This window comes from Herbaspirillum sp. RV1423, from assembly GCF_000577615.1.
Taxonomy (GTDB): Bacteria; Pseudomonadota; Gammaproteobacteria; order Burkholderiales; family Burkholderiaceae_D; genus Herbaspirillum.
On sequence record NZ_CBXX010000010.1, the window covers coordinates 37,613 to 54,374 of the forward strand.

The window sequence follows — 16,762 nt, forward strand, 5'->3', positions numbered from 1 at the left end:
TTTATGACCCCATCGTTTGCACAGGAAAAACTGTTGCGTGCCCCCTATCTGCAACCCCGATCGGGCACCGACGAACCGCTGATCGTGCTGTGTTCCTTCCTGTCACGGGCCGACAACACCCCGTTGCAGGAACGTCGGCGCGGCGATGGCCATATGCTTGACGCGCAGGGCCAAGTGATCGCCGACCCGGCAGTTGATCCCGCCGCCAACGCCTTCGAGGGCAACCCCAACCTGAACTTCGAGAAATGGGGGGAATATTGGCGCAAGGTGCACGGCGTGCGCTTCACCTACGTCGAGGAGCCGGACGACCGCAGCCTAGAGCGTTTGCAACGCTATGATCAACTACATCGGGTTGCGGCGGGTCCGACGGAGAGCAGTACACCGCCTTACGCCGCTCCGATCGATGACGACGGTCGCCTGTTCCCGACCGTCGTTGGGCATATAGCGCCATACCGGCGTCCTCGCTGGGACGGAATCGCCTATCTCAACTTCGCCGGCCCCGAAGACATCGCCGCCGCGCTAGCCAACAAGCGCGTGCGCTCGAAGATATTGCCGGAGGATCAAGCGATCTTCCGCGATATCGGCCCGGTACTGTCGCGCCAGTACATCCTGCTGCCCAGCGCTAGCGGCAACGATGCCATCACTTTGGTGAAGACGCATGTCCGGCGTCCTGACAGCAGCCGCGCCGAATTCCAGCGCTGGTGGTTGCAAGAGCATGCCGACACAGTGCTCGCACAGCCGGACACACCACGTCTGGTCAAGCGTTACGTGCAGCTCCACAACATCGGTCCGACCGAGACTGGCCAACCGTTCTTCCATCCAGAAACCAGCGGGATCGACGGCGTGACGCTGATGGCGTTTGCCAGCATGAACGATCTGGAGGACTTCCTGCTAACAAATAGCCAGCGTGTGATCGCCGACAGCGAAGCGACCATGACTGCGGCAGGCTCAACCGAATACTGGACGGCGCTGGGGTTTGTGCTGGTCAACCGCATTGCGCCGGAGCAGGTATCTCGACGTACGCAGGTCGGGGCTTAGCCCTCACAGTGGCGTACTCGTGGCGTGCGGGAAGCAATACCGACGACTTTGTGATGACCTTCGAACTCGATCCTGAGCAGGCTTATACAGCGTCATCCCTGTACGTTGCGGAATTCAACATTGGCATCGGTGCCGGCGCCTGATTGGGGAAGCGGCGCTCGTAGTCAACAGCGTCGTATCCATCTTGAAGGCAACGTTGCTACCGGAGTCATCGCGTTACTTGGGCTCACGATTCCGTGGCCATTGCGAAAACGGAGGGAATCGGCCGCGTGAAGATTCGACGCGCCGTACAGACACAGTATGGAGATCCGCCATTTGCGCTATTTCATTGCCGTAGCCGAAGAGTTGCACTTCGCGCGCGCAGCCGAGCGCCTGCATATCGAGCAGTCGCCGCTGTCCCGAGCGATCAAGGACCTGGAGTATGACTTGGGCGTGCAGTTGTTCGAGCGAACCACGCGCAGCACTCGTCTAACTTGGGCCGGACAAGTATTCCTGGACGAAGCTCGCCGCGTGCTGTCCACGTTGGAACAGGCCGTGGCCAGCACTAAAGCCGCCGCCACCGGCTATCGCGGCACGTTGCGCATTGCGTTGTCCGATGGCATTGATCCGCTGCGGCTCGCTGCGCTGTTGGCGCAATGCCGCGAGGATGAACCTGATGTAGAAATCCGCCTGTTCGAAGTGCCCCTGGCCGAGCAGCTAAAAGGCCTGCGCGGCGGCTTGTATGACGCTGGATTCGCCCAAGCATCCGATGTCGGCGAAGACATCGTCGTTCAGTCCGTATGGAACGATCCACTGGTGATCGCTGTTCCGGCGCGTCATCCACTGCTGGCGCGCAAGCGCATTCCGTTGGAGGAATTGATCCGCTACCCGCTGGTGCTCTGTCACCCGGAGATTTGCGAGGGCTGCTATCGGCAGATCGAGCGCATCTTGCGCACTGTCGATGTAGAACCTCTAGTCGCCGAACATGCGGCGACCTTCGACCTGATGATGACGCTGGTGGCCGCTGGCTATGGACTCAGCTTTGCCAGCGAGTCCCACATGATGGTCTGCCGTCACCCGGAGGTTGTGGCTCGCCCACTGGCGGGGCGAGCCCTCATGCTGAGCACCTACCTGCTGCGTCCCAATACGGAATCCTCCGAACCGTTGAGCCGCTTCATCGCCCGAGCGCTTGAGGCAACCGTCAGCTCCACCATCATCCAATGAGAGGTCATGCAATGAAGACATTCCCAGTGTTGATTATCACCATGGCGCTAACTGCCTGCGGTCAGTCAGCGAGCACCGATACGGTCGAATCGTTGGCGGCTAACCCCGAACGATTGAAGGAACTGCGCACGCAATGCAAAGCCGACCGTGCGAAGCTGGGAGACGCGTTGTGCAACGCAGTGGCCGAAGCCACACGCAAACGCTTCATGGGCAACGGCACGCCGTACACGCCCGAGTCGGCCCCAAAGAACTAATTCCACGCAAGTAGCGACACTGCGGCCGGTCAATGCCCGCCGTATGGCTCGGTACATGTCGGTTCTTCACATCGGCAAGAAATATTTCAGCAAATCACCCTACACGCCGCAATGCACTGTCCTTTGCCGCGATGCGCTCCATTTTCCCCCAGCTAGAAATCTTGTTTTCTTCGTCTTCGCTATCCCGATAACGGTCTTTGACCGGCACTGAGTTGACACCGAACCTCACGTCTGCGGCACGTCTTTGTGCGCGTGATGTGCAGAAGAAATTCGGAGGTCAAGATGCAAGGGACCAGTGTGCTGTTCGGTCAGGTGTTGACGGTGTTCGGCATCGTCATCGCCGGCGTGTGGGGTGCCACGCAATGGACCGCCGCTGCCCTAGGTTACCAGCTACGCCTGGGCGCGCCCTGGTTCGATTTTTTCGGCACGCCGGTCTATCACCCGTGGCGGCTTTTCGAGTGGTGGTTTTTCTTCGACGCTTACGCGCCGCACATCTTCAACACGGGTGGTGCCATCGCCGGTGCCAGTGGCCTGGCTGCCATGGTGGTCGCCATCGGCATGTCGATCTGGCGCTCGCGGCAGTCCAAGCTGGTCACGACCTACGGCTCGGCCCGCTGGGCCGATGCCAAGGAAATCCGCAAGGCCGGGCTGACCGGCCCGGCCGGTGTCTTCCTCGGCTTGCATGACGGCCGGTATCTGCGTCATGAAGGGCCGGAACACGTCCTGACCTTCGCGCCCACGCGCTCGGGCAAAGGCGTGGGTCTGGTGGTGCCGACGCTGTTGTCATGGCCTGCATCCGCAGTGATCCACGACATCAAGGGCGAGAACTGGAACATCACCGCTGGCTGGCGCTCGCGCTTCTCGCATTGCCTGCTGTTCAACCCCACTGATCCGAAGTCGGCCGCGTACAACCCGCTACTGGAAGTCCGTCGCGGTGCGCATGAAGTGCGCGACGTGCAGAACATCGCGGACATTTTGGTCGATCCCGAAGGGGCACTGGAGCGGCGCAACCACTGGGAGAAGACTTCGCACGCGCTGCTGGTCGGCGCGATCCTGCATGTGCTCTATGCGGGCGAAGACAAGACGCTACGCGGCGTCGCCAACTTCTTGTCCGATCCGGCGTGCCCGTTCGAGGTGACCTTGCACCGGATGATGAGCACGCGGCACCTGGGCGCGAGCACACATCCTGTTGTCGCATCGGCCGCGCGCGAAGTGCTCAACAAGAGCGACAACGAGCGCTCGGGTGTGCTGTCCACGGCCATGAGTTTTCTGGGTCTGTACCGCGACCCCACCGTGGCCGAAGTGACTTCGCGCTGCGACTGGCGCATCGCCGACCTGATCTCGGCCGAGCATCCGGTGTCGTTATATCTGGTGGTTCCGCCTTCGGACATCAGTCGCACTAAGCCGCTGATACGTCTGATCTTGAACCAGATCGGACGACGGCTCACCGAATCACTGGACGGCAGCGATGGCGTGGGGCGCAAGCACAAGCTGCTGCTGATGCTCGATGAGTTCCCGGCGCTCGGGCGTCTCGACTTCTTCGAATCGGCTCTGGCCTTCATGGCCGGCTATGGCCTGCGCGCCTTCCTGATCTCGCAATCGCTCAACCAGATCGACAAGGCCTACGGCCAGAACCATTCGATCCTGGACAACTGTCATGTGCGCGTGACCTTCGCCACCAACGACGAACGCACGGCCAAGCGGATTTCAGAAACACTGGGCACCGCTACCGAGCTGCGCGCGCAACGCAACTATGCAGGCCATCGTCTGGCGCCCTGGCTGGGCCACCTGATGGTGTCACGCCAGGAAACGGCAAGGCCACTATTGACGCCGGGCGAAGTTATGCAACTGCCCTCCGATGAGTCGGTGGTGATGGTGTCCGGGCATGCGCCGATCAAGGCCAAGAAGTTGCGCTACTACGCGGACGCCAATTTCAAGCGGCGGGTGTTGCCACCGCCTGTGCTCTCGCTAGGTGGATACGCCGATGTCCCACCGGCTCGCGCAGACGACTGGAGTGCATTGGCTGTCCCTGCCATGCCGGTCGCTTATGCGACGGCTGGGCTGGGCGGAGCGGCCGATGACGGCGGCCCGCGCCAGCAGCCGGAGCTGTCCGAAGTCACCACCTACAGCCCTGAAACCGAACAGCCCAGCAGCGACCTGTCGCTACTCGATGACGACGACTTTCCGCTTCCCCTCCCAAACCAGCTCGACCCGCGCTTGCAGCGCACGGCACGGCTGGCCGCGCTCGACCCTGACGACGGAATCCAGCTATGACCCAAGCCCGCCTGAATCTCTTTATCCAACACGAGCACGCCAAGCGCCTGGACGAACTGGCCGCCAAGAAAGGCGTGTCAAAATCCTCCATCGTTGCGGCGGCGCTCGCGTCCTGGCTCTCACCGGACGCGGGTGACCAGCGCGAGGCGGCCACCGCCAAACGGCTGGATCGGCTGTCGCGCCAGTTCGAGCGTCTGGAGCGTGACCAGAACATCCTGATCGAAACGCTGGCGCTATACGTGCGCTACTACCTCACGGTCAGCACGCCGGTGCCGGAGGCCCATCAGGAAGCCGCAAAAGCACAGGGCAAGGCGCGCTTCGAGCAGTTCATCGAACAGCTCGGTCGCCACCTGCTGCGCGGACGTAGCCTGGTCAAGGAGGTCTACGAGGAAATCCAGCCTGATGCCGCACGGCTGGCAGAAGCAGCGATGCAGGAGGACGGAGCATGAGCTCCGTCCCCAAGCTGCCATCTGCGCCGCCATCATCCGCCGCCACGTCGCTGGACCGGCGTATCCGAATGCTGCGTACGGCGATGGGGCCGCTGATCGCCGCTGCGCTGGAAGACCCGGATGTGGTGGAGATCATGCTCAACCCGGATGGCTCCTTGTGGATTGATCGGCTGTCGTCGGGTCGCTCGCCGACAGGCGTCAAACTGTCTGAGGCCGATGGCGAACGCATCATCCGGCTGGTTGCCGCGCATGTCGGCACCGAAGTACATCGCGGTCAGCCGCTGCTGACCGCCGAGCTGCCGGAAACCGGCGAGCGCTTCGAGGGCATCTTGCCGCCCGCCGCGCCGGGACCGGCTTTCGCCTTGCGCAAGCGCGCTGTGAGCATCATTGGTCTGGAGAGCTATGTTGCCGACGGCATCCTGACCGAGGAGCAAGCCGAGTTCCTGCGCCGCGCGGTGCGCGAGCGGCTGAACATTCTGATCGCTGGGGGCACTAGCACGGGTAAGACCACGCTGGCCAACGCCTTGCTGGCCGAGATCGCCGCCACTGGCGACCGGGTGCTGGTACTCGAAGACACCGTGGAGCTGCAGTGTGCCGCCCGCGACCACGTATCGCTGCGCACGCGGGCCGGCGTGGTGTCGATGGCCGAACTGGTGCGCGCCACGATGCGGCTGCGGCCTGATCGCGTCGTCGTTGGTGAGGTGCGCGGCGGTGAGGCACTGGACCTCATCAAGGTCTGGGGCACAGGCCACCCCGGCGGTATCGCCACCATCCACGCGAGTTCCGCCCACGGCGCGCTGCTGCGCCTGGAACAACTGATTCTCGAAGTCGCCTTGACCCCGCCACGGGCGCTGATCGCCGAGGCGGTGAATGTCGTTGTCTTCATCGCCGGGCGCGGCCGTGCCCGCCATGTCCAGACCATCGCCCGCGTTGTCGGTTTCGACGGCCACGGCTACCAACTCGACGACGCGCTCGTGCCGCCACTCCCTTCCATTTCCTTAACCACCCCTGGAGAACTGCCATGACGCGTACCCCTGCTCATACCGATACACTTGCCTTTCGTATTTCTGTAAATCCACATCTGCGGCTGGCGCTACACGTTGCCGTGCTCGCCGCACTGATGCTGTGCCTGGCAACGACTGCCCACGCGGCCGGCTCCAGCATGCCCTGGGAAGGGCCACTGCAATCCATCCTTGAATCGATCCAGGGACCGGTGGCCCGGATCGTGGCGGTAATCATCATCATTTCCACCGGCCTGGCGCTGGCCTTCGGCGATACGTCGGGCGGCTTCCGCAAGCTGATCCAGATCGTGTTTGGGCTGTCGATCGCGTTCGCCGCGTCCTCGTTCTTCCTGTCGTTCTTCTCGTTCTCGGGCGGGGCGGTGGTCGCATGAGTACCGAGATCGAGTTCGCTTCCGGCTTTGAAGTGCCGCTGCATCGGTCTTTGACCGAACCGATCCTGCTGGGCGGCGCGCCGCGCACCGTGGCGATCGCCAACGGCACGCTGGCCGCTGCCGTTGGTCTGGGCCTGCAACTGTGGATTCCCGGTCTGGTGCTGTGGATCGTCGGCCATTCGCTGGCGGTCTGGGGGGCGCGGCTCGATCCGCAGTTCATGGCTGTGTTCGCCCGGCACATCAAGCACCGCTCACTGCTGGATGTGTGAGACCGACAAGGACACACCATGATGAATCTCGCTGAATACCGCAAGCGTCCCGCGCTACTGGCCGACTGGTTGCCCTGGGCCGGGCTGGTCGCTCCGGGGGTTGTGCTCAACAAGGATGGTTCGTTCCAGCGCACGGCACGCTTTCGCGGGCCGGACCTGGACAGTGCCACGCAGGGTGAACTGATCGCCACGTCGGCGCGGCTGAACAATGCGCTGCGCCGGTTGGGATCGGGCTGGGCCTTGTTCGTCGAAGCCGAGCGGCGTGCCGCCGCCGACTACCCGCACTCGGATTTTCCCGAGCCGCTGTCCTGGCTGGTGGACGAGGAACGCCGGGCCTCGTTCGAGGAAGACCACAGCCACTTCGAGAGCAGCTACCACCTGACGCTGGTGTACCTGCCCGCCGAGGAATCGCGCGCCCGCGCCGCCAAGCTGCTGTACGAGAACACGCCGCAGGGCGGCGTGGACTGGCGCGAGCGGCTGGAGTCGTTCGTCTCGGAGACGGATCGTTTTTTTGACCTGCTCGATGGTGTCATGCCGGAGATCGTCTTGCTGGACGACAGCCAGACGCTGACCTATCTGCATGCGACCGTTTCGACGCGGCGCTATCGGGTCGCTGTGCCGGAGCATCCGCTCTACCTCGATGCCTTGCTGACCGATTCCGCGTTGGTGGGAGGTTTGGCACCCATGCTGGGTGACCAGCACTTGCGCGTGGCATCGGTGCGCGGTTTCCCGACCTCGACCTGGCCGGGGCTGCTGGACGACCTCAACCGGCTCGGCTTCGCCTACCGCTGGTCCACACGCTTTCTCTGCATGGACAAATCCGAAGCAGAAAAGGAGCTCACGCGCCTGCGCCGCCAGTGGTTCGCCAAGCGCAAGAACGTCGTGGCCTTGTTGCGCGAAACGATCTTCCAGCAGGAAAGTCCGCTGGTCGATACCGACGCTTCGAACAAGGCGAACGATGCTGATTCCGCCTTGCAGGAACTGGGCAGCGATCAAGTCGCCTTCGGCTATGTCACCGCGACGGTGACGGTACTCGATGCCGATGCCGGCGCAGCCGACGAGAAGCTGCGCAGAGTGGAACGTGTCATCCAGGGCCGTGGCTTCGTCACGATCCCGGAAACGCTCAATGCCGTGGAGGCGTGGCTGTCCTCGATTCCGGGCAATGCCTACGCCAACGTCCGTCAGCCGATCATCTCGACGCTGAACCTCGCGCACCTGATGCCGGTATCGGCGGTGTGGGCCGGGCCGGAGCGCAATGACCATCTGAACGGGCCACCATTGATCGTGACGCGCACCGATGGCGCCACGCCGTTCCGACTGGTGACGCACATCGGCGACGTGGGCCACACGCTGGTGGTCGGCCCGACCGGCATGGGCAAATCGGTGCTGCTTGCCACGTTGGCGATGCAGTTTCGTCGCTATCCCGGCTCGCGCATCTTTGCCTTCGACATGGGGCGCTCAATGCGCGCCACCATCCTGGGCCTGGGCGGCGAGCACTATGACCTGGGCACGGACGGCGAGATCGCCTTCCAGCCGTTGGCCCGCATCGACCAGGAGAGCTACCGCACCTGGGCCGCCGAGTGGCTGGAAGGGCGATTGCTGCATGAAGGCGCAGTTGTCGGCCCGGAAGAAAAGGCCGCTATCTGGTCGGCACTGGGGAGTCTGGCGGGTGCACCGGTGGAGCAGCGCACCTTGACCGGGCTGTCGGTACTGCTGCAATCGAATGCTTTACGTCAGGCCTTGCAGCCTTACGTGCTTGGCGGCGCGCACGGCAAGCTGCTGGACGCGGATTCGGATCGCTTGGGTTCTGGTTCCGTCCAGTGTTTCGAGATGGAAGAGCTGATGCATAGCAAGGCCGCTGTGCTGGCCGTGCTGGGCTATCTGTTCGCGCGTTTCGACGAACGCTTCGACGGCGCGCCGACCTTGCTGATTCTTGACGAGGCCTGGTTGTTCCTCGACGACCCGGTGTTTGCCGCGCGCATCCGCCAGTGGCTCAAGACGCTGCGCAAAAAGAACGTCAGCGTCATTTTTGCCACGCAGTCGCTGGCCGACATTCAGAACTCGTCCATAGCCCCGGCCATCGTGGAGAGCTGCGCCAGCCGCATCTTCCTGCCGAATCCGCAGGCGACCGAACCGCAGATTCGCACGATCTACGAAGGCTTTGGTTTGAACCGTCGCCAGATCGACATCGTGGCCGAGGCGGTTCCCAAACGCGACTACTACTACCAGTCCCGGCTGGGCAACCGCTTGTTCGACCTGGACCTGGGGCCGATCACGCTGGCCTTTGTGGGTGCCTCGACGCCGCAGGACCAGCGCGACCTTGATTCGGTATCCGGTTCAGTGCCGCCTCCCGACTTCGCAGCCGCCTGGCTGCGACATCGCGGCCTCGATTGGGCCGCCGACCTTGTTCCGTCCTTTCCATCCATTCCACAGGAGAACGCACCATGAAAAAGACCATCCTCGCCATTGCCGCCGCAGCGTTGGTGACCCTGATGCCCGTCGCACACGCGCAGTGGGTCGTGATCGATCCGTCCAACTTGGCCCAGAACATCATGACGGCCGCGCGCACGCTGGAGCAGATCAACAACCAGATCAGGCAGCTCCAGAATCAGGCGCAGTCGCTGATGAACCAGGCGAAGAACCTCACCGGTCTGGACTTCAGCGCGTTGAATGAACTGCGTGCGTCGCTGTCGGCGACCAACCAGCTTATCCAGCAGGCGCAAGGCCTGGCGTTCAACGTGTCGCAAATGGAGACCGAATTCCAGCGGCTCTACCCTGACGCGTATTCCGCCTCTATTCCGGGCGCGCAGATGGCGACCGATGCGCGTTCGCGCTGGCGCAATTCGCTGGAAGCGCTGCGCACCGCGACCAAGGTGCAGTCGCAAGCTGTGCAGAACTTCGCGTCCGACGAGCAGACGCTGACGGACCTGGTGAACCGCAGTCAGTCGGCGGTCGGCGCTTTGCAGGCCACACAGGCGACCAACCAGTTGCTGGCCTTGCAGGCCCGGCAGTCGATCCAGGCGCAGCAACTTCAGATTACGCAAGACCGTGCGACCGCGCTGGAGCAGGCGCGCATTGTTGCCGTGCAGGAGCGTGCCCGCGAAGTGCGGCGGCGTTTCATCGGTGACGGAACGCCGTACACCCCGCAGACCATCGATTTCTACAGGAACTGAGAGGCGATGCCATGAACGACGTTTCCGTCATCGACCATTTCCTCAGCGTCTTCTCGCATTACATCGACTCCGGTTTCGGTTTGCTACGAGGAGAAGTGGCTTTCCTGACTACCACGCTGGTGGTGATCGACATGACGCTGGCCGGCCTGTTCTGGGCCATGAGCCACGCCAGCGGTGGCGGCGATGACATCATTGGAAAGCTCATCAAGAAGGTGCTGTATGTGGGTACCTTCGCCTACATCATCGGTAACTTCAATCTGCTGGCCGGCATCGTGTTCCGGTCCTTCGCGGGCTTGGGGTTGGTGGCGTCCGGCTCGATGATCACGCAAGCCGAGTTCCTGCAGCCGGGGCGGCTGGCCAAGGTGGGCATCGACGCTGGTGCGCCGATCCTGAAGCAGATCGGCGACATGGCGGGCTTCCCCGAAGTGTTCGTGAACCTTGACGCGATCGTCGTTTTGTTCCTGGCCTGGCTGGTGCTGATCGTAAGTTTCTTCGTACTCGCGGTGCAGCTCTTCGTCACCTTGATCGAATTCAAGCTGACCACGCTTGCAGGCTTCGTGCTGGTGCCGTTCGCTCTGTGGAACAAGACCTCGTTTCTCGCTGAAAAAGTGTTGGGCAACGTGGTGTCGTCAGGCATCAAAGTGCTGGTGCTGGCGGTCATCGTAGGGATTGGCACGGGGTTGTTTGCCGAATTCCAGGTGACGCCGGATGAACCCTCCATCGACCACGCGCTGACCATCATGCTGGCCGCATTGGCGATGCTGGGCCTGGGAATCTTCGGGCCAGGCATCGCGACTGGGCTGGTGTCTGGGGCACCGCAGTTGGGTGCAGGTGCCGTTGCCGGAACCGCGTTGGGCGTAGCGGGAGCAGCGGTCGCCGTGGGTGCTGCCGCCACCGGCGTGGGCGGCGCGGTGGCGTCCGGTGCGCGTATGGCGCCGGGTGCCGCAAAGATGGCCGCGAGCGGTGCTCGCTCGATGACCTCGACCGCCAGCAGCGCGAAGTCCGCGTTCCAGGCCGGCTCTGCCGGTGCAGGTGGCGGACTCAAAGGAGCGGCAGCAGGCCTGGGCAACGTCGCCAAGACGGGTGCGCAATCGGTGGGGCAGAAGGTCGCCGCCGGAGCCAAGTCGATGAAGGACCGGGCGGCGGCGGCCATCAAGCCGGATGCCCCGGCATCCGGGGCTGGAGCTGGTGCCGGTGCCGGTGCGGCCAGCACGGCCAATGGCCCGGCCGCTCAAGGCGGTGCCGATGCCGCCCCCACTGACACCCAACAACCCGCGTGGGCCAAGCGCCTGCATCGCCGCCAGCAGATCAGCCATGCCGCCTCGACCGTCGCCCACACGCTGCGCGGTGGAGACGGCGGCGGCTCGGGCAGTAGCCCCAGCCTGCGCGACCCCTCGGATTCATAAGGAGAACATCTCATGCGATTCAAACGTTCATTGGTGCGCTATGCGGACACGCCGCAGCCTGCCACTCCCTACCAATCTGCCGAACAGGTTTGGGATGACCGTATCGGCTCGGCCCGCGTGCAGGCAAAGAACTGGCGGTTGATGGCTTTCGGTTGCCTGGTGCTGGCCTTGCTGATGGCTGGCGGCCTGGTCTGGCGCTCGGCGCAGTCCATCGTCACACCCTTTGTGGTGGAAGTGGACAGCGGCGGGCAGGTGCGCGCAGTCGGCGAAGCCGCCACGCCCTACAAGCCCAACGACGCGCAGACGGCCCACCACTTGGGGCGCTTCGTCACGCTGGTGCGCTCGCTCTCCATTGACCCTATCGTCGTGCGGCAAAACTGGCTGGATGCCTACGACTACACCACCGACCGCGGCGCGGCCGTGCTCAACGACTACGCGCGTACCAACGATCCCTTTGCCCGCATCGGCAAGGAGTCGGTCACGGTGCAGATCACCAGCATCGTGCGCGCCAGTGACGCGTCGTTCAACGTGCGGTGGACCGAACGCCGCTATGTCAACGGCGCAGCCGCTGGACTGGAGCGCTGGACCGCTGTTGTGTCCGTCGTCCTGCAAACGCCGCGCACCGAGGAACGGTTGCGCCGCAATCCGCTGGGCATCTACGTCAATGGGTTGTCGTGGAGCCGTGAACTCGATTCTTCCGAAGGAAACAAGCCATGAAACCGTCTTTGCGCATTTACGTATCTCTGTCCCTTCTGGCCGCCCTTGCTGGCTGCGCCACGCAGGGCAAGCCGCCACCGTCCATCACGCTCGATGAGCCGGTCGCGGCGCAGCCGCTGCCGGAGTTGCCCAAGCCCATCGAGGTGGTCGCGGTTCCGCAGCCCTTGCCATTGCCCGAGCAGTTGAAGCTGTTGCCGGAACCGGCTGATGAAAAGTCCAAACCAGAACCTGCCGACGAGAAGGTGCGCGTCTCACGGGCCAATCTGGAGGCCCGAATTGCGCCGACCCGCGAGGGTTACGTCAATGCGATCCAGGTCTGGCCGTTCACCGATGGTGCGCTGTACCAGGTCTATGCCAGTCCGGGTCGGGTGACCGTCGTGTCGCTCCAACCCGGTGAGGAACTGGTGACGGTCGCCGCCGGCGATACCGTGCGCTGGATCGTGGGCGATACGTCCAGCGGCGCGGGGGCCGGTCTGCGCGTGAGCATACTGGTCAAGCCAACGCGCAGCGGTCTCAAGACCAATCTGGTCGTTACCACTAACCGGCGCACCTACCTGATCGAGCTGACCTCGACTGAGAAGGCATGGATGGCGTCGGTGTCGTGGGACTACCCGAAAGACCGCATGCTGGCCCTGCAGCGCCAGGCGCAGGCGGCACAAGCCGCTGCACCGGTCGATGCCGGCTTGTCGCTGGAGAATATCCGCTTCCGCTACGCGATCACGGGTAGCAATCCGCCGTGGAAGCCGCTGCGCGCCTTCGACGATGGCGAGAAGGTCTATATCCAGTTCCCCGGTGGCATCGCCCAAGGCGAACTGCCGCCGCTATTCGTCATTGGCACGCAGGGCGATGGGCAACTGGTCAACTACCGCTTCCGTTCGCCGTACTACATCGTGGACCGGCTGTTCGGCGCAGCCGAACTGCGCCTGGGCGCGGACAAAGGCGACGTGGTGCGGATCGAGCGCACCGATGGCGTGCGGAGGAACTGACCATGAGCCAAGCGGACAATACCCCTGACACTCCGGTGCCAGACGTGCCGCCCAAGGTGGCCCCGGAGAATGTGACGCTGCGCTCCCAGCCACGTCCAGTCACACGCCTGAACCGGCGCATGCTGGCAATCCTCGTTGGCGGGCTGGCGACCGCCGTGCTCGGCGGCACCATCTGGTCGTTGCAATCGACGCAGCGCCGTGGCAATGCCGTGCCGGCGGAGCTGTACAACGTCGATCGCGTGTCGCGGTCCGAAGGACTCGACCGACTGCCGGCCGACTACTCCAAGCTGCCGCCTGCGGTGCCGCAGTTGGGTGCGCCGCTGCCAGGTGACCTGGGTGGCCCGATCCACAAAGCCGAACAGCAGGCGCAGGGCTACGGCAACCCGCAATCTGGCCCCAATCCGGCCGAAGCCGAACGCCTGGCGCGCCTGAAGCAGGCCGAGGAGGCGGCTGCTTCGTCAGTGTTCTTCCGTTCAGGTGGCCAAAAGGTGACTGCTACCGCGCAGCCGCAGGCCTTGCCTGTGGCCACAGCGCTGGCCGGGAATGCTGCTTTTGATCCGATGGCCGCTGGTCCTGCCTCGACAGTAGCGCAGTCCGCCGATCCCACGACAGTACAGAACCGGCAGGACCAGAAGGAGGCGTTTCTGTCCAAAGCCGGTTCTACGGAAACCCGTAATTCCGGTTCTCTGCAAATGCCCGCATCGCCATATCAAGTCATGGCCGGTACGGTCATCGCCGCTGCGCTGGTCACGGGCATCAAGTCCGACCTGCCGGGCGATGTGATTGCCACGGTGACGGAGCCGGTCTACGACACGGCCACCGGCAAGTACGTGCTGATCCCGCCGGGCTCGCGCTTGCTGGGCAAATACAACAGCCAGGTGAGCTATGGGCAGAGCCGCGTGCAGGTGGTGTGGAATCGGGTGATCCTGCCGGATACGTCTTCGTTCCAGCTCGACAAACTGGTCGGCACCGACCCGGCCGGTTATGCGGGCCTGGAAGACGGAGTGGATTGGCATTGGGATCGCGTCTTTGCAGGTGCTGCGCTCACCACCTTATTGGGCATCGGTGCCGAGCTGGCCGCACCGGAGAATCACAATGGAGGGGATCGCGTGATCATCGCCGGGCGCGACAGCCTGAAGGACTCTGTGAACCAGGTAGGCCAAGAGATGACCCGGCGCAACATGAACATGCAGCCAACGCTGACCGAGCGACCCGGCCTGCCGGTGCGCGTCATCGTCAATCGGGATCTGGTGTTGCGGCCGTATCAGCCACTTTTTTTCGTGCGTGGGGGATTACGATGAACGCATTACCCAAAAAATTGCGCCTTGGGCCGCTACCGAAGACAGAAAGCACAAAGCTGACCTTTGCCTGCCCAGCCAACCTAAAGGCCGACCTCGACCACTATGCGGCACTGCATGCGCAGACCTATGGCGAATCAGTGGAAGCAGTGACGTTGATTCCGCACATGCTGGAAGCGTTCATGGCTGGGGATCGGGGATTCAAGAAAAGGGACGCATCAAAGCCGGCGTTGCAGAAGTCACCCCAGCGAGAAGCAACACCTCCGTAGGCAAAGTCACAGTCAAAAGCACCCTCGAACGCGCAGTCTCCGAACTGCGCGTTCGCATTTTGGGGATCAGCCTTATGTATTGGTGGCATATGATTACGGAGGAAGTGGCCGACGCCTCCATCCGTGTTGCCCGCTGTGGCACGCCAAGACCCGCAACCGCAAGGCTCCTATGTGGCCCCCAGCCTACAAACCTACAGTGGGCTGAAGTCCCCAGGGAACACCATAAACTGTTGCTTTATATAGGATTTTCTCGTCATGCCCGCCATCAAAAAAGGCTTGACAGCGGACATTTTTTATTGCGAAAACGAAAACAATTGAGCAGAGAATCTGGAAGCAACCTCCAGTCCATCCGAACTGTAATCGCCGTTACCACTTTTCGATTTGCTTGCACTCTTTCAGGATCGGCTCCGCGTCCTCTCCCAGTGTTTTATCGGCGAGAAACCCTTCATTGCCTTGGTCCACCATATGTAGTGCCCGGCAGCGTATTTCGCCCCTGAAGCGGCCAGCACGCTGACGAACAACTGCCTTCTTCCCGCCACTGGCAGATAGGCGAACGATCCGGCATTGGTATTGAGATAGCGCACCGGCAAGCGAACCTCGCCGGCGCAACGGTAGATCAACCGCTGCTGGCTTTGAATCTTGACGTCGGGGAGACTCAGACCGGACGGTTTCGCCAATGTTGCACCGGGAAGCGCCGCCAGAGCGGCGACGCCTGCAACCAACGTGACAAACGGACGCATGCTCACAACCAGTCTTGCAAAATCAGGCGTAGCTGCGCAGACGCAATGCGAAATCGCGCAAAGCCTTGATGCCGGACGCTTCTGCGCGCACGCACCAGTCTTGCAATTGGTGCAGCAACTGTTCCCGGGTCGAGTTGGAACGGCCCCAGATCGCACCCAGTTCCACGCGCATTTCATGCATGGTTTGCAGGGCTTTGCTATGCGTGAACAGTTCCGACAATTGCTGCTTCTGGCCGTCTTCCAGGTTGGCCGGCTCGCGTTGCAGCAGCTTCTTGGACGACTTCAGAAAACGTGATTCGAGCTTGGCCTTCTCCGCCAGGTGCTCCAGTTCGTCAGCCCAGGCGCGCTTAAGCGACTTGGCGTACTTGGACATGACGTCATAGCGATTGGCGATCACGGATTGCAGCGTATCGAAATCGGCCACCAGCTTCTGACGATCGAACTTGGGCGCAGGAGCGACCTTCTTGACCTTGGCCAGGCCCACCGTTTCCAGGATGCGGATGTACATCCAGCCGATGTCGAATTCATACCACTTGGACGACAGTTTGGCCGATGTGCCGAAGGTGTGGTGGTTGTTGTGCAACTCTTCGCCACCGATGATGATGCCCCATGGGAACACGTTGGTCGCAGCATCGTTGCAATCGTAGTTGCGGTAGCCCCAGTAGTGGCCGATGCCGTTGATGATGCCGGCAGCGGTGATCGGAATCCAAAGCATCTGGACAGCCCAGACTGTCAGGCCGATGACGCCGAACAACATGACGTCGATGATCAGCATCAGGCCTACGCCTTGCCAACCGTACTTGCTGTAGATATTGTGTTCGATCCAGTCGTCCGGCGTGCCATGCCCATACTTTTCCATGGTTTCAGCGTTTTTGGATTCGGCGCGATACAACTCGGCGCCTTCCAGCAGGACCTTCTTGATGCCGCGCACTTGCGGGCTGTGCGGATCTTCTTCGGTTTCGCACTTGGCGTGGTGCTTGCGGTGGATCGCGGCCCACTCCTTGGTGACCATGCCTGTGGTCATCCACAACCAGAGACGGAAAAAGTGGCTTGGAATGGCGTGCAGGTCCAGCGCACGGTGCGCCTGGCAGCGATGCAGGTAAATGGTCACCCCTGCAATCGTGATGTGCGTCATGATCAGGGTATAAAAGAAAATCTGCCAACCGGATGCGTGCAGCAAGCCGTTCGAGAGAAAGTCCAGGATCGAATCTACAGTCATTACCACTCCAAAAGAAATACATCACGGCAATCGAAGTTGCCAAACCAGCTTGCCACCGATTTTTCCACCATCTA

At 62.5% G+C, this 16,762-nt stretch carries 17 protein-coding genes; 15 read left to right on the plus strand and 2 right to left on the minus strand.

Annotated elements, in window-relative coordinates:
* Nucleotides 1–3: 3 nt before the first annotated feature.
* The 15 genes from RV1423_RS12025 to RV1423_RS12095 all read left to right on the plus strand — a co-directional run bounded on the left by RV1423_RS12025 (nucleotide 4) and on the right by RV1423_RS12095 (nucleotide 14,729).
* Nucleotides 4–1,038 carry an EthD domain-containing protein gene (locus tag RV1423_RS12025; RefSeq protein ID WP_034296806.1) on the plus strand — a complete coding sequence of 345 codons (1,035 nt, stop codon included), beginning with the start codon at nucleotides 4–6 and terminating at the stop codon, nucleotides 1,036–1,038.
* Nucleotides 1,039–1,338: 300 nt separating this feature from the next.
* A complete protein-coding gene (locus RV1423_RS12030; protein WP_034296808.1) occupies nucleotides 1,339–2,241 on the plus strand; it encodes a LysR family transcriptional regulator in 903 nt (300 codons plus the stop codon).
* 11 nt (nucleotides 2,242–2,252) lie between these two features.
* Complete coding sequence (locus tag RV1423_RS12035; protein WP_034296809.1) at nucleotides 2,253–2,495, plus strand: EexN family lipoprotein; 243 nt, start codon at nucleotides 2,253–2,255, stop codon at nucleotides 2,493–2,495.
* A gap of 282 nt (nucleotides 2,496–2,777) precedes the next feature.
* Nucleotides 2,778–4,769 carry a conjugal transfer protein TraG gene (locus RV1423_RS12040; RefSeq protein ID WP_034296810.1) on the plus strand — a complete coding sequence of 664 codons (1,992 nt, stop codon included), beginning with the start codon at nucleotides 2,778–2,780 and terminating at the stop codon, nucleotides 4,767–4,769.
* Nucleotides 4,766–5,218, plus strand: a complete 453-nt coding sequence (locus tag RV1423_RS12045) for a ribbon-helix-helix protein, CopG family (RefSeq protein WP_034296812.1) — start codon at nucleotides 4,766–4,768, stop codon at nucleotides 5,216–5,218. Before RV1423_RS12040 ends, RV1423_RS12045 begins: the two co-directional genes overlap by 4 nt.
* Nucleotides 5,215–6,243, plus strand: a complete 1,029-nt coding sequence (gene trbB, locus RV1423_RS12050) for a P-type conjugative transfer ATPase TrbB (RefSeq protein ID WP_034296814.1) — start codon at nucleotides 5,215–5,217, stop codon at nucleotides 6,241–6,243. Before RV1423_RS12045 ends, trbB begins: the two co-directional genes overlap by 4 nt.
* Nucleotides 6,240–6,611 (plus strand): TrbC/VirB2 family protein, encoded by a 372-nt coding sequence (locus tag RV1423_RS12055; RefSeq protein ID WP_034296815.1) that lies wholly within the window; start codon nucleotides 6,240–6,242, stop codon nucleotides 6,609–6,611. Before trbB ends, RV1423_RS12055 begins: the two co-directional genes overlap by 4 nt.
* Nucleotides 6,608–6,880 carry a VirB3 family type IV secretion system protein gene (locus RV1423_RS12060; RefSeq protein WP_034296817.1) on the plus strand — a complete coding sequence of 91 codons (273 nt, stop codon included), beginning with the start codon at nucleotides 6,608–6,610 and terminating at the stop codon, nucleotides 6,878–6,880. The genes RV1423_RS12055 and RV1423_RS12060 overlap by 4 nt, the downstream gene beginning before the upstream one ends.
* Before the next feature lie 18 nt (nucleotides 6,881–6,898).
* Nucleotides 6,899–9,328, plus strand: a complete 2,430-nt coding sequence (trbE, locus tag RV1423_RS12065) for a conjugal transfer protein TrbE (RefSeq protein WP_034296818.1) — start codon at nucleotides 6,899–6,901, stop codon at nucleotides 9,326–9,328.
* A complete protein-coding gene (trbJ, locus tag RV1423_RS12070) occupies nucleotides 9,325–10,053 on the plus strand; it encodes a P-type conjugative transfer protein TrbJ (RefSeq protein WP_034296819.1) in 729 nt (242 codons plus the stop codon). Before trbE ends, trbJ begins: the two co-directional genes overlap by 4 nt.
* 11 nt (nucleotides 10,054–10,064) lie before the next feature.
* Nucleotides 10,065–11,459 carry a P-type conjugative transfer protein TrbL gene (gene trbL / locus RV1423_RS12075; protein ID WP_034296821.1) on the plus strand — a complete coding sequence of 465 codons (1,395 nt, stop codon included), beginning with the start codon at nucleotides 10,065–10,067 and terminating at the stop codon, nucleotides 11,457–11,459.
* A gap of 12 nt (nucleotides 11,460–11,471) precedes the next feature.
* A complete protein-coding gene (trbF, locus tag RV1423_RS12080; RefSeq protein WP_034296823.1) occupies nucleotides 11,472–12,176 on the plus strand; it encodes a conjugal transfer protein TrbF in 705 nt (234 codons plus the stop codon).
* Complete coding sequence (gene trbG, locus RV1423_RS12085; protein WP_051516649.1) at nucleotides 12,173–13,162, plus strand: P-type conjugative transfer protein TrbG; 990 nt, start codon at nucleotides 12,173–12,175, stop codon at nucleotides 13,160–13,162. Before trbF ends, trbG begins: the two co-directional genes overlap by 4 nt.
* A 2-nt stretch (nucleotides 13,163–13,164) precedes the next feature.
* Nucleotides 13,165–14,463 (plus strand): TrbI/VirB10 family protein, encoded by a 1,299-nt coding sequence (locus tag RV1423_RS12090; RefSeq protein ID WP_034296825.1) that lies wholly within the window; start codon nucleotides 13,165–13,167, stop codon nucleotides 14,461–14,463.
* Nucleotides 14,460–14,729: a DUF2274 domain-containing protein gene (locus RV1423_RS12095; protein ID WP_034296827.1), complete on the plus strand. Its 270-nt coding sequence runs from the start codon at nucleotides 14,460–14,462 to the stop codon at nucleotides 14,727–14,729. Before RV1423_RS12090 ends, RV1423_RS12095 begins: the two co-directional genes overlap by 4 nt.
* Nucleotides 14,730–15,124: 395 nt before the next feature.
* Here RV1423_RS12095 and RV1423_RS12100 read toward each other — a convergent pair whose 3' ends face one another.
* Nucleotides 15,125–15,469, minus strand: a complete 345-nt coding sequence (locus RV1423_RS12100; protein ID WP_197034930.1) for an MliC family protein — start codon at nucleotides 15,467–15,469, stop codon at nucleotides 15,125–15,127.
* A gap of 22 nt (nucleotides 15,470–15,491) precedes the next feature.
* On the minus strand, nucleotides 15,492–16,688 hold the full coding sequence (locus tag RV1423_RS12105) for an acyl-CoA desaturase (protein ID WP_034296829.1): 1,197 nt from the start codon (nucleotides 16,686–16,688) through the stop codon (nucleotides 15,492–15,494).
* Nucleotides 16,689–16,762 lie beyond the last annotated feature (74 nt).